Origin of the sequence: Corynebacterium sp. (assembly GCF_030538285.1) — a bacterium.
Taxonomy (GTDB): domain Bacteria; phylum Actinomycetota; class Actinomycetes; order Mycobacteriales; family Mycobacteriaceae; genus Corynebacterium.
On sequence record NZ_JAUNUG010000008.1, the window covers coordinates 1 to 13,462 of the forward strand.

A 13,462-nucleotide genomic window follows, 5' to 3' on the forward strand; every position below is an offset into this window, starting at 1 on the left:
GGAGCTCTTCGAAGAGGTTTACGTCGAACACGTAACTCCCTTTCCCCTCCCGGTGTGGGAGGGATTGAATGGCGAATATCGGGTTAGAGGTTTAGGAGGCGTCGACGTCGGAGTGCTCGTCGCGAGACAGGTTGATGCCCAGCGAGGATCCTGCCGAGTCGAGGTCGTCGTCGTCGGAGCCGGACAGTTCCATCGGGGTGCCGTCGGCGGAGAGGACCTCCACGTTGAGACACAGGGACTGCAGCTCCTTGAGGAGAACCTTGAAGGACTCCGGGATACCCGGGTCCGGGATGTTCTCGCCCTTGACGATGGCCTCGTAGACCTTGACACGGCCGACGACGTCATCAGACTTGATCGTCAGCAGCTCCTGCAGGGTGTAGGCGGCGCCATAAGCCTGCATCGCCCACACCTCCATCTCACCGAAGCGCTGGCCACCGAACTGGGCCTTACCGCCGAGCGGCTGCTGGGTGATCATGGAGTACGGGCCGGTGGAGCGGGCGTGGATCTTCTCGTCCACCAGGTGGTGGAGCTTGAGGAGGTACATGTAGCCCACGGACACCGGGTACGGGAAGGGTTCGCCGGAGCGTCCGTCGAGAAGCATGGCCTTGCCGTCGGGGTTGACCATGACCTCGCCGTCGCGGTTCGGGCGCGAGTTGCGCAGCAGACCGGCGAGTTCCTCGTTGGTGGCGCCGTCGAAGACCGGGGTGGCGGTCAGGGACTGGGCGGGAACGTCGTAGAGATCCTCGGGCAGGGTCTGAAGCAGCTCGGCGTTGGCCGGATCGGAGGGGTCGACGGACCAGCCGGCGGCGGCGAGCCAGCCGAGGTGGATCTCCAGGACCTGGCCGATGTTCATACGACGCGGGACACCGTGGGTGTTGAGGATGATGTCGACGGGGGTTCCGTCGGCCATGAACGGCATGTCCTCCGGCGGCAGGATCTTACCGACGACGCCCTTGTTGCCGTGGCGGCCGGCGAGCTTGTCGCCGTCCTGGATCTTGCGCTTCTGGGCGACGTAGACGCGGATCATCTCGTTGACGCCCGGTGCCAGATCGTCGTCGTCCTCGCGGGCGAAGCGACGCACGCCGATGACCTTGCCGTTCTCACCGTGCGGCACCTTCATGGAGGTGTCGCGGACCTCGCGGGCCTTCTCACCGAAGATGGCGCGCAGGAGGCGCTCCTCCGGGGTCAGCTCGGTCTCGCCCTTCGGGGTGACCTTGCCGACGAGGATGTCGCCGGCGCGGACGTCGGCACCGATGCGGACGATGCCGCGCTCGTCGAGGTCGCGCAGGACGTCCTCGGAGACGTTCGGGATCTCACGGGTGATCTCCTCGGCACCGAGCTTGGTGTCGCGGGCGTCGATCTCGTGCTCCTCGATGTGGATCGAGGTGAGGATGTCCTGCTCGACGACGGACTGGTTGAGGATGATCGCATCCTCGTAGTTGTGGCCCTCCCACGGCATGAACGCGACCAGCAGGTTGCGGCCGAGCGACATCTCGCCGTTGTGGGTGCCCGGACCGTCGGCGATGACCTGGCCGGCCTCGACGCGGTCGCCGATGTTGACCAGCGGGGTCTGGTTGTAGCAGGTGCCCTGGTTGGTGCGCTCGAACTTGCGCAGCAGGTAGGTGTCGCGGATGCCCTCGTCGTCCATGATGGTGATCAGGTCGGCGGAGACATTCTCGACGACGCCGGCCTTCGGCGCGATGACCATGTCACCGGCGTCATAGGCGGCGCGCTTTTCCATGCCGGTGCCCGCGAAGGGGGCCTCGGCGCGGACCAGCGGCACGGCCTGACGCTGCATGTTCGCACCCATGAGGGCACGGTTGGCGTCATCGTGCTCGAGGAACGGAATCATGGCGGTCGCCACGGAGACCATCTGGCGGGCGGAGATGTCGATGAAGTCGACGCCCTTGGCGTCGCGCACACCGATGTCACCGTCCTTGAGGCGGACCTCGACGCGGTCGGTGGTGATGTTGCCTTCGGCGTCGCGCTCGGTGGAGGCCTGGCCGATGGCGTAGCGGTCCTCCTCGTCGGCGGTGAGGTAGTGGACCTCGTCGGTGACCTTGCCGTCGACGACGCGCAGGTACGGGGTCTCGATGAAACCGAAGGCATTGACGCGCGCGTAGGAGGACAGGGATCCGATCAGACCGATGTTCGGACCCTCGGGGGTCTCGATCGGGCACATGCGTCCGTAGTGGGACGGGTGCACGTCGCGGACCTCGATGCCGGCGCGCTCACGGGACAGACCACCCGGGCCGAGCGCGGACAGACGACGCTTGTGGGTCAGACCCGACAGCGAGTTGTTCTGGTCCATGAACTGGGACAGCTGGGAGGTGCCGAAGAACTCGCGGATCGCAGCCGAGACCGGGCGGACGTTGATCAGCGAGGTCGGGGTGATCGACTCGGCGTCCTGCGTGGTCATGCGCTCGCGGACGACGCGCTCCATGCGGGACAGGCCGACGCGGACCTGGTTCTGGATGAGCTCGCCGACGGTACGCAGACGACGGTTGCCGAAGTGGTCGATGTCGTCGGTGTTGACCGGGATGGTCTCGCCGGCCGGGGAGGTCATGGTGCGTTCACCGGAGTGCAGGCGGACCAGGTACTCCAGGGTGGTGGCGATGTCCTCTTCGGTCAGGGTCATCAGACCCTCGTGGTCACCGCCGAGTCCGAGCTTACGGTTGACCTTGTAGCGGCCGACCTTGGCCAGGTCGTAGCGCTTCGGACGGAAGAAGGCGTTGTCGAGCAGGGAACGCGCGAGGTCGCGGGTGGGCTGCTCGCCCGGGCGCTGCTTGCGGTAGATCTCCAGCAGGGCCTCGTCGACGTTGGCGACGCCGTCGGATTCGAGGGTAGACATCATGATCTCGGAGAAGCCGAAGCGCTCCTGGATCTGCTCAGTGGTCCAACCGAGGGCCTTGAGCAGCACGGTGACCGGCTGGCGGCGCTTACGGTCGATGCGCACACCGACGGTGTCGCGCTTGTCGACGTCGAACTCCAGCCATGCACCACGCGACGGGATGACCTTGACGGAGTGCAGCGGGCGCTCCGTGGACTTGTCGATGGTCTGGTCGAAGTAGACGCCCGGGGAGCGGACCAGCTGGGAGACCACGACACGCTCGGTGCCGTTGACGATGAACGTGCCCTTGTCGGTCATCATCGGGAAATCACCGATGAAGACGGTCTGGGACTTGATCTCCTGGGTTTCGTTGTTGATGAACTCAGCCGTCACATAAAGCGGGGCGGAGTAGTTGATGTCCTTGTCCTTGCACTCATCGACGGTGTACTTGACATCCTCGAATCGGGGGGCGGACAGGGACAGCGACATGTTCTCGGAGTAGTCCTGGATCGGGCTGAGCTCGTCGAGAATGTCCTCAAGACCACTGGTGACGCGGGCCTCCGGCCCACGCTCCTCCTGCTGGCGGGCGCGCCACTCGGGCGTACCGATCAGCCATGCAAAGGATTCACGTTGCAGGTCAAGGAGACCCGGAACCTCGATCGGCTCCTCGTACTTGGAGAACGAGTAACGCTTCGGAGTTCCAGGGATATCGGCCACTGACTTGGTCTGGCGGGAGACTGCCAAGATGGGTCCTTCCAGCACCTCACGCGGGACGATGGCTGTTTAGGCGTACAACCACCGAATCCGCTGGTAGATTTAGCATTCGGTCTGCTGTGGAATAGCCGTCCCCAGATAGCACAAAATCACCTTGTCAAGTCGATCTTTTCGGATCGTTGAAACAAGGTTCCTGAGCAGTCCAGAGACGAATTCCAGCGCAACGAAGTAGCCTATATCAAGTCAGGCCTTTTGTAAAGCCCCGGGGTGTTGTGCGGGACTCTATCACGAGTTCGCTTATCGACGCCGCCCGAACGCGCCGAACGCACCCGCCAGGCCAAGCAGTGCCAGCACTGCGCCGATTCCGACGATCACCCACCGGATGATGTCAGCTGTCGCCGGATCCCGCACCTCGGCGGCGTCCGCCAGGTGCGCCTCGACCTGCTCGGCGGGCATGCGGCCCTCGAAGGTCAGGATCTGCTCGCGCTTCTCCCCTTCCAGGGTGCCGTAGTAGGAGTCGATGTCCTCGCGGATCTCCACGACCAGCCCGGAGAGTTTATCGACGAGGATGTCGCGGGTGGCGGAGTGGAAACGGTAGCCCTGTCCGTCCTCAAAGTCGATGGTGTTAAAGGGCGAGGCGTAGAGGGTGGCCAGGTTCGTCGGTTCGATCTCCTGGCGGTAGCGGTAGACGGTGCGCCCGTTCATCTCGAGGGATTCGGCGAACTCGGCCGGGCGGGTCTCCCGCAGGGCGGGGTCGAAGACCTCATAGGTGGTTTGCTCGGCGGGGGCCGGCAGTTTCAGCCAGTGCCCCTCCACGGCAACTTCGCTGACAGGGCTGGCCAGCTGGTCGGTCAGCGTCGCGGAGGTGAGGAACTCGCCGCTGACCCGGTCCACCCCGTAGGTCCACACCTCGGCGCTGATGAGGCGGTCGAGCTCCTCCTGCTGGCTGCCGCGCATGAACGTCTCGCCGACGCGCACAGTCGCGGAATCCTCATCGGCCGGGTTCTGGATCTCCATGTGCAGCTGATGGGTGACCGGGGCGGTAGCCACGCGATTATCGGGGAGTCGGGTGTCCGCGGCGTCGTCGATAAGCGAAAAAGTCCTCGCCCCCAGATCAAGCGGAAGCCTGGCGTCCTCATTGATGAAACGGGGTGCGACCAGCCCCGCCACCAGCAGGGCGACCCCGACGCCGAGCAGGAGGAAGGAGAGCAGGCGGGACTTAGGCAGCATGAGGCAGAGTTTACCCCCCACCCCCGGAAACGGGACAACCCCGCCGCGTCCACACGGGACACAGGCGGGGTTGCAACGATAAGGGATCCTCTTACTTGAGGGAAACCTTGGCGCCAGCCTCTTCGAGCTTGGTCTTGGCAGCCTCGGCGTCGTCCTTGGAGGCACCCTCGAGGATGGCCTTCGGGGCACCCTCGACGAGCTCCTTGGCCTCCTTCAGGCCCAGGCCGGAGACGATCTCGCGGACAGCCTTGATCACGCCGATCTTCTTGGCACCGGCATCCTCGAGGACGACGTCGAACTCGTCCTTCTCCTCGGCAGCAGCAGCGCCGGCATCGCCAGCGGCACCTGCAGCAGCGACGGCGACCGGAGCAGCAGCGGTGACCTCGAAGACCTCCTCGAACTCCTTGACGAACTCGGAGAGCTCGATCAGGGTCATCTCCTTGAAGGCCTCAATGAGCTCGTCCTTGGTGAGCTTAGCCATGGTGGCTTCCTTTCTTTGTGGGCCCGTGGGGCCCGAAATATTGGGGGTTGAAAATGGTGCGCCGTGCGGCGACTTTTAGGCTTCCTTCTTCTCGGCCAGTGCAGCGCCGAGGCGTGCGACCTGAGAAGCGGGAGCGTTGAACAGGCCTGCGGCCTTTGCCAGATTGCCCTTCATGGCACCGGCCAGCTTCGCGAGAGTGGTCTCGCGGTTGTCCAGCTCGGCGATGGCCTTGACCTGGTCGGCAGACAGAGCGTTGCCGTCCATGTAGCCACCCTTGACGATGAACGCCTTGTTGTCCTCGGCGAACTTCTTCATCACCTTGGCAGCGTCGACGGCCTCGCCCTTGATGAAGGCGACGGCGGTCGGGCCGGTCAGGTGCTCGTCAAGACCCTCGATGCCCTGTTCCTGGGCAGCGATCTTGATAAGGGTGTTCTTGGCGACGGAGTACTGGACGTCGAAGCCCAGAGCCACGCGCAGCTCAGAGATCTGCGCAACGGTCAGGCCGCGGTACTCGGTGAGGACGACAGAGGATGCCTCCTCGAACTTTGCCTTGAGCTCGTTGAGCTCGGCGGTGTTCTTCGCGTTTGCCATTACTTCGCCTCCTTCCAATTACGTGTCGTGTTGATCCGCCGGAGCTTTTCTCCCATGAAAAAAGCCCCGTGCAAGAGCACAGGGCGCGCATCTCCTCAAGAAAGGAGGTGAGCTCAAAAGTGTCTCCTGCGTGGGCCGTCCCATTCCTGGGAACCTTCGATCCTGCGAGAGGATGACCGACGGTCTTCGGTGAAACTTGAGCGCGGATCCCCCAACAGGGAGCCGATTCAAACTTCGGTGCATGATGTTAGCGCGCACCCACCCACAGCTCCAAATCGCGTGGAAGACTGGGCGCATGATGCGTGATGATCTCGCCTCGCTTGTCGACGATCTGCGTCGACATGACGGCCCCTGGGAGGAACCGGCCGCCCGCGCCCTGGCTTTCCTGGAGGAACACGGACCCGGCACGCACGACTGGCCCACCTGGGAGACGGGCGCGGAGCTCTACGCCGCGCTCACGCCCGAGCGGGCGTCCACCCTCGACCGGGCGACGACCCTCCTATTGCTGTCTGGTCTGGCCCGCGAGGAGGAACACCGACAGGGCAGCTGGGTGGCGATGTTCGAGTCCGGCCGGGGCACCTGGCTCATCGAGCGTTGGCTGGAGCTGACCCCTTAACCGATCCCGAAGTCGACCGTCACTGACTCGCTGACCGGTATCGTCTCGGGCACGAGGTCCATCTCCAGGGTGCGGGGCGGATGTTCACCTGCCCCCGCTTCGGCCGCCAGCATGCACGGTTCGGGGCCTGCACCGCTGTCCTGCCCGCTGTGGATCGCCCGGACCGACCCGAGGGTGCCACCCAGTGCGCCGATCATGATCTCCGCTTCCCGACGAGCGCGCCGCACCGCCTCCGCCAGCAGATTCTCACGCGCGGCCTGCCGCGCGGCCGCGGACAGGCGCCAGTAGGGGCCGGTGACCCCGACGGACGGGACGGCGGCGAGGCGGGACAGTACTTCCTGGAGCCCCGCGAAGGTGCCGGTGGCAGCCACCTCACACTCCCAGGTGGCGTGTGTGATGCCGTCCCACGAGTTCTCGTGGACGTTTTCCTCACGGACCACGAGGGTGGTGTCCGCGATGACCCGGAGGACCACTTCGCGGGCTTCCAGTCGGGTGCGATAGGCCTGCTGGGGGTCGACGTGCCGCCCGGAGACCAGGATCCGCAGGAAGGCGGTGTCAGCGGGGAACTCACCGGTGGCGGTGCCGGTGCACTGGATACTCACGGGAGCATCAGCCCCCGCGCCATGCGCTGCAGCATCCCCAGCACCCGGGCGCGGTCGGCGCCATCACGGGTGATGTGTTCGGCGCCGCGGTGGACGGCGGCGTCGAGAAGCGGGACCGCATCGGCAGGCAAGTCGGCGATGGCGGCCCGCAGGGCGGCGGCCATTGTCTCATGGGATTCCACGACGCGCTCATCAGTGAACGCCTCCGGGTGCTGCTGGGCGGCGGCCATGAGGGGTCCATGGGTGCCGTCGACGAAGAAGTCGAGGGTCTGGGCGAGGTAGGTGTCCACGCGCCCGGCGGGATCATCGCCGACGGCCTCGATGGCTGCGGCGACGCGCTCGGTCCAAGCGGGGATGGTCTCCAGCAGCAGCTGGATGACCAGGTCAACGCGGGAGGAGGCGTAGGCGTAGACGCTGGAGCGGGCGAGGCCGACCTCGGCGGCGACCTCTCCAAGCGAAGGGACCTGGCCGCCGGAGGCCTCGATGAGGCGGCCGGCGGCGTCGAGAACCGCGCGGTGCTGGGCGGCGCGGTGCTCCTCGACGGTGTCCCGGGTGATCTTCGGCATGTCTCTAGCCTAGGCGCCCGTCAAAGCTCTCCTGTCAACGGTCATCGAAATCACTCAACGGGCCCCGCACCACGGCCACGCGCGCGGCGTTGAGCACCGCCACCACGTCGATGACCTCCTGCGCGATTGCGCCCATGAGTGGGGTGAGCAGGCCGAACACCGCCAGCACCATACCGATGATGCTTAACCCCATGCCGCCGATGACCGATTGCAGCGCGATCCGCCGCATGCGGGCGCCAATGTGCAGCAGGTCGTCGAGGCGCTCCAGGGAGGAGTCGAGAATGACTGCATCCGCGGCCTCCGAGGTGACATCTGAATCCGCACCCATCGCCACTCCGACAGTGGCCACCGCCATCGCGGGCGCGTCGTTGATGCCATCGCCGAGGAACATCGTCGGCCCCCGCTGATTGTGCTTCTCGACGATCGCCAGCTTCCCCTCCGGACTGACCCCCGCATGCACCTCTCCGATGCCCACCTGCTCCGCCAGATAGCGGACCTCCGATTCCCGGTCGCCGGAGATGATCATGAGCTTATCGACGTCGTGGTGCTTCGGCAGGTGCGCAATGAACTCACCCGCCGAGGCGCGCGGTTCATCGCGCAGGCGGATCATGGCGGCGTAGGCGTCGTCGACCAGCACGATGGACTCCATGCCGGAGCTGGTGAGCGGGATGAGCTCGCGGCTGGCCGGGGCGATCTCATGGGCGGTACGGCGGTTAGTGATGCGGATGTGCCGTCCGCCGACCCGGCCCGTCAGGCCCTGGCCGGGGCGTTCGGAGACCTCGGTGACGTCGGGCAGCTCCAGTTCCCGCTTCTGCGCGCCTGCGCGGATCGCCTCGGCCAGCGGGTGGCGGGAGTAGCGCTCGACGGAAGCCGCCAGCGCCAGAACCTCATCCTCGGTGAAGCCGGGGCCGGTGTGGATGTCGGTGATGACGGGGCGGCCGTAGGTCAGCGTGCCGGTCTTGTCGAACATGACCGTTTTCACCTGGGAGGCGTTTTCCAGCATGCCGGGGTTCTTCACGATGATGCCGCGGCGGGCCGCCAGCGCGATCGCACCGATGATGGCCACCGGCACACCGATGAGCAGCGGACACGGCGTGGCCACCACGACCACGGCCAGGAAACGTACCGGATCCCCCGAGAACGCCCAGCCCACCGCGCCGAGGGTGAGAGCAATGACGGTGTACCACGCACCGAGCCGGTCGGCGAGGCGCCGGATGGCGGGCCGATTCTCCTCCGCCTCGCGCAGCACACCGACGATCTGTGCATAACGCGAGTCCTCCGACGGGCGGGTGGCCACGATGGTCAGTGGGTTATTACCGTTGACCGCACCAGACATGACCTGCGAGCCCTTCGATTTGCTCACCACATAGGGCTCGCCGGTGAGGTAAGACTCATCCATCGCGCCGTGGCCGTCGACCACCTCACCGTCGACCGGGCACAGTTCATGCGGGAGCACGGCGAGCAGGTCACCGGGGACGATGTCGGCCACCGCCACCTCCTCGGTGCCGTCCAGAATGCTGCCCCCGATAAGCCGGTGCGCGGTGGTCGGCGCGCGGCGGGCCAGCGCGTCGAGGGTGCCGGACGCGCGTTTCGACGCCGCCTCCTCCAGCGCCTCCCCTCCCGAGAGCATGAGCACGATAATCGCGGCGACCAGCCACTCCCCCAGCGCCACCGCCGTGATGATCGACACCGCGGCCAGGGTGTCCGCCCCACCCTTGGTCCTGATCGCCGACTTCAGCACCTCCCACATCAGCGGCAGGCCACCGATGACCACGATGACCACCAGCGGCCACTCCCGCGCCCAGCCCTCCAGCCCGAAACCGAACCACAACACCAGGTGGACGGCGATGGCCACCAGGGTGGCGATGGTGATCAACCCGTCCCGGGAGCGTAGGAACAGCGCCCAGGGGGTGGTGGCAGCAGGCGGGGCGTCGATAGTGGTCATAACCTCAGTATGACCTCAAAAAACGCCCTTGACCAGCAAGTACAGGCTACCCTCACCGCCCTGCTTTCTGTGGTACACATCATAAGGTACTAGTTTTTGATTACCTTGGGGGCCATGGACGGACGCACCGTGATCTATCAGATCTACCCCAGGTCGTTCCAGGACTCGACGGGCGACGGCATCGGCGACATCCGCGGCATCATCAGCCGCATCCCTTATCTCGCCGAGCTCGGCCCCGACATGGTCTGGTTCAGCCCCTTCTTCGTCTCCCCACAACGTGACAACGGCTATGACGTCGCCGACTACCGCGCCATCGACCCGACCATGGGCACGATGGACGATGTAGAGGAGATGATCGCCGGGCTCGCCGAGCACGATATCGGCGTGATGTTCGACATGGTCTTCAATCACACCTCCACCGAACACGAATGGTTCCAGCGCGCCCTGGCTGGCGATAGAAAATACCGCGACTACTACATCATCCGCCCCTCCGCCCCGGACGGCGGTCCACCCACCAACTGGGAATCGAAGTTCGGTGGCAGCGCCTGGGCCCCCTTCGGCGACACGGGGCAGTGGTACCTCCATCTCTTCGATGTCACCCAGGCCGATCTCAACTGGCGCAATCCCGCGGTGCGCCGGGAGATGGCGGACATCGTCAATTTCTGGTTGGACAAGGGGGTCAAGGGTTTCCGCTTCGACGTGATCAACCTGATCGGCAAGAAGGAGGAGCTGCTCAGTTCGGCGGAGGGGGTCGATCCGCGCGTGATGTACACCGACGGCGAGGATGTTCACCCCTACCTGCAGGAACTGCGCCGCGAGTCCTTCGGCCGGGTGCCCGACACCGTCACCGTCGGCGAGATGTCCTCGACGAGTATCGAGCGCTGCGTCGCCTACTCCAACCCGGCTAACGGTGAGCTGGACATGGTGTTCAACTTCCACCATCTCAAGGTCGATTACCCCGCCGCCGGGCAGAAATGGGCACTGAAGCCCTACGATTCCGCGGACCTGAAGCGGGTGCTCAACGAATGGGCGGAAGGTATGCAGGCGGGCGGGGGCTGGAACGCGTTGTTTCTGTCCAACCACGACCAGCCGCGCGCCGTCGGTCGCTTCGGGGATGCGGACACGCTGCGGGCGGAGTCGGCGATGATGCTCGCCACCCTCACCCACACCCAGCGCGGCACCCCATTCATCTACCAGGGCGAGGAGATCGGCATGACCGATCCCGAGTACACCTCCATCGACGATTACGTCGATGTCGAGGCGCACAATGCCTTTTCCTCGCTTATCGACGCCGGCCTCTCCCCCACCGAGGCCTTCGACATCGTCCATGCCCGCGCCCGCGACAACGGCCGCACCCCCGTCCAGTGGGATAACTCCCCCACGGCTGGTTTCACCACGGGTGAGCCCTGGCTCAGGCCGACGAACCAGGACCGCATCAACGTCGCCGATGAGCTGGCGAACGGTCGCATTTTCCGCCACTACCAGCACCTTATCGAGTTGCGGCGCAGGCACCCCGCCATCGCCGAGGGCAACTACGAAGCCTGGGACCGCGAGCATCCGGCGGTGCATGCCTTCCTGCGCACTGAAGGGGATGAGCAACTGGTGGTGGTGTGCAACCTCACCGCCAACCCCCAACAACTGAATCTTCCGGACGGGTTCGAGGACGGCCCCGTGCTGAGCAACAACTACCCCGAGGTATCCCCCACTCTCCAGCCCTACCAGGCGCTGGTCATAGCTAAAGGAGCACAGTCATGACAGACACCGTGGTCGCGCCCATCGCGGGGCGGATCATCGACTTAAGCGAGATCCCTGATCCGGTCTTCGCCGGCAAATCCATGGGCGAGGGTTTCGGCATCCTCGACACCCCCGGCGGTGAGGTGGTTTCCCCCGTCACCGGCAAGGTGTCCATGGTGGCTAAGACCGGCCACGCCATCGGCATCACGGCCCCCTCGGGGCTGCAGTACCTGGTCCACCTCGGCATCGACACCGTCGAACTGGAGGGCAAACCCTTCGAGATCACAGTGAGCAAGGGCGATGAGGTCTCCGCCGGTGACAAGATCGGCACGATGGATAACTCGGCCATCGAAGAGGCCGGGAAATCCACCGCCACCGTGGTGATTGTCACCAACACAAAAAAGAAGCTCGATAACCTCGACGTTGACTACGGCGCCGCCGAACTCGGCCAGAAAGTCGCCCGCGGCACCGCCCGGACGGCGGAGAAGAAGCAGGAAGTGGCGACGGTGAGTGACGGGGACGTCGATAAGCAACGCCCCGCGGAACTCACCGGATTCGACGCCCTGGCCTGGGACATCATCAACAACATCGGCGGGGCGGATAACGTCCGCTCCGTCACCCACTGCATCACCCGCGTGCGTTTCTACCTCAAGGACGAGGCCAAAGCCGACGACGCCGTGGTCGCGGACCTCGACGGCGTCATCGACGTGGTGAAAGCCGGCGGCCAGTACCAGGTGGTCATCGGGCCCGAGGTGGAAAACGTCTACAATGCCATCGAGGCACAGCTCGGCCCCACCGACGACGCCCCCGAAGACGTCCGCGAGAAACCCACCACCGCGGTCGGCTGGGTGAAATACGGGTTCTCCGAACTCATCGGCGTGATCACCGGCTCAATGATCCCGATCATCGGCCTGCTGGCGGCCTCGGGCATCATCAAGGGAATCCTCTCGCTGCTGCTGACGTTCGACGTCATCACCGACGACTCCAACACCTTCCAGATCATCAACGCCATGTCGGACGCGGTGTTCTTCTTCCTGCCGATCTTCGTCGGCTTCACCGCCGCGCGACGTCTGGGCGCGGACCCCATCATCGTCTCGATTATCGGTGGCGTGCTTACCTATCCGACGCTGGTGGAGATGTCCAACAGCGGAGCCGACGCCAACATCCTCGGCATGCCGCTCAACTCCGACTTCTTCGGTATCCCCTTCCACATGGCCAGCTACAGCTACTCCATCTTCCCGATCATCGTCGCCGCCTGGGTGGCCTCCATCGTGGAACCGTGGCTGAAGAAGGTCATCCCCGCCATCCTGCGCATGATCTTCGTGCCGCTGCTCGAGGTCATCATCGTCTCCGTGGTGATTCTCCTGGTGCTCGGCCCGATCGTCATGTTCATCTCCACCGGCATCGCCAGCACGATCCAGGCGCTCTATGATCTCTCCCCGACGATCTCCGGCGCGGTCATCGGTGCCTTCTACCAATCGCTGGTCATCTTCGGCCTGCACTGGGCCGTCATTCCGCTGGTGGCGCAGGACATCGCTGCCTCCGGCAACTCCTACCTCAACGCCATCATCTCCTCCACCATGGTCGCCCAGGGTGGTGCGGTGCTCGCAGTCTTCATCAAGACGAAGCTGGAGAAGATCAAGTCGCTGTCCGGCCCGGCCGCCATCTCCGCGTTCTGTGGTATTACCGAGCCCGCCATGTACGGCGTCAACCTCAAGTACGGCCGCGTGTTCATCATGGCCTCGATCGGTGGTTTCGTCGGCGGCCTGCTCACCGGCCTGTTCAACGTCAACATGTGGGGCTTCACCGGCTCGCTCATCGGCTTCACCTCCTTCGTCAACCCGGCCGGCCTGGACTTCAGCTTCTGGGGCTTCCTGATCGCCTCCGCCGCAGCCCTGGGCACCGCCTTCGTACTCACCTGGTTCTTTGGCTTCAAGGACGCGGACGTGGAGGCCGAACGCACCGTGAAGAAGGTCCGCCTCGGCCGCCGCGACCCGGTGGCGAAGTAGCCGGGCTGTCCATTTGCACCTGACGCAAGCGCCGCATTGCCCCAGGAAGAGCCCAAAACAGGCGATTAACGTCAGGTCCAAATGGACACCTGGGCGGAGCCGCCGCAGCACAAACGACGCCCCGCCTGCTCGACAGGAGCAAAC

At 65.0% G+C, this 13,462-nt stretch carries 10 protein-coding genes; 3 read left to right on the forward strand and 7 right to left on the reverse strand.

The window, feature by feature from the left end; genetic code table 11:
- Window positions 1-91 precede the first annotated feature (91 nt).
- The 4 genes from Q4G50_RS04100 to rplJ form a co-directional block, all read right to left on the reverse strand.
- Window positions 92-3,592, reverse strand: coding sequence for a DNA-directed RNA polymerase subunit beta (locus Q4G50_RS04100; protein ID WP_303376375.1), 3,501 nt, complete (start codon window positions 3,590-3,592; stop codon window positions 92-94).
- A gap of 249 nt (window positions 3,593-3,841) precedes the next feature.
- Complete coding sequence (locus Q4G50_RS04105) at window positions 3,842-4,774, reverse strand: DUF3068 domain-containing protein (protein WP_303376376.1); 933 nt, start codon at window positions 4,772-4,774, stop codon at window positions 3,842-3,844.
- A gap of 91 nt (window positions 4,775-4,865) precedes the next feature.
- Complete coding sequence (gene rplL / locus Q4G50_RS04110; protein WP_303376377.1) at window positions 4,866-5,255, reverse strand: 50S ribosomal protein L7/L12; 390 nt, start codon at window positions 5,253-5,255, stop codon at window positions 4,866-4,868.
- A 75-nt stretch (window positions 5,256-5,330) separates the two neighbouring features.
- Window positions 5,331-5,846 carry a 50S ribosomal protein L10 gene (rplJ, locus tag Q4G50_RS04115; RefSeq protein ID WP_303376378.1) on the reverse strand — a complete coding sequence of 172 codons (516 nt, stop codon included), beginning with the start codon at window positions 5,844-5,846 and terminating at the stop codon, window positions 5,331-5,333.
- Window positions 5,847-6,141: 295 nt separating this feature from the next.
- Here rplJ and Q4G50_RS04120 point away from each other — a divergent pair, with 295 nt between their 5' ends.
- Complete coding sequence (locus Q4G50_RS04120) at window positions 6,142-6,462, forward strand: DUF6508 domain-containing protein (RefSeq protein ID WP_303376379.1); 321 nt, start codon at window positions 6,142-6,144, stop codon at window positions 6,460-6,462.
- Here the strand turns inward: Q4G50_RS04120 and Q4G50_RS04125 are convergent.
- The 3 genes from Q4G50_RS04125 to Q4G50_RS04135 are packed head-to-tail and all read right to left on the reverse strand — an operon-like array spanning window position 6,459 to window position 9,575.
- The gene (locus tag Q4G50_RS04125) at window positions 6,459-7,064 is read right to left on the reverse strand and encodes an SIMPL domain-containing protein (protein WP_303376380.1); all 606 of its coding nucleotides are present in this window, start codon (window positions 7,062-7,064) and stop codon (window positions 6,459-6,461) included. The two genes, Q4G50_RS04120 and Q4G50_RS04125, sit on opposite strands and share 4 nt — an antisense overlap.
- On the reverse strand, window positions 7,061-7,630 hold the full coding sequence (locus Q4G50_RS04130) for a TetR/AcrR family transcriptional regulator (RefSeq protein ID WP_303376381.1): 570 nt from the start codon (window positions 7,628-7,630) through the stop codon (window positions 7,061-7,063). The genes Q4G50_RS04125 and Q4G50_RS04130 overlap by 4 nt, the downstream gene beginning before the upstream one ends.
- 34 nt (window positions 7,631-7,664) lie before the next feature.
- On the reverse strand, window positions 7,665-9,575 hold the full coding sequence (locus Q4G50_RS04135; protein ID WP_303376382.1) for a heavy metal translocating P-type ATPase: 1,911 nt from the start codon (window positions 9,573-9,575) through the stop codon (window positions 7,665-7,667).
- 114 nt (window positions 9,576-9,689) lie between these two features.
- Here Q4G50_RS04135 and Q4G50_RS04140 point away from each other — a divergent pair, with 114 nt between their 5' ends.
- Together Q4G50_RS04140 and Q4G50_RS04145 are read left to right on the forward strand one after the other, a co-directional pair.
- Window positions 9,690-11,330 (forward strand): alpha,alpha-phosphotrehalase, encoded by a 1,641-nt coding sequence (locus Q4G50_RS04140; RefSeq protein ID WP_303376383.1) that lies wholly within the window; start codon window positions 9,690-9,692, stop codon window positions 11,328-11,330.
- Window positions 11,327-13,318, forward strand: coding sequence for a PTS glucose transporter subunit IIABC (locus tag Q4G50_RS04145; protein ID WP_303376384.1), 1,992 nt, complete (start codon window positions 11,327-11,329; stop codon window positions 13,316-13,318). Before Q4G50_RS04140 ends, Q4G50_RS04145 begins: the two co-directional genes overlap by 4 nt.
- Window positions 13,319-13,462: the final 144 nt, after the last annotated feature.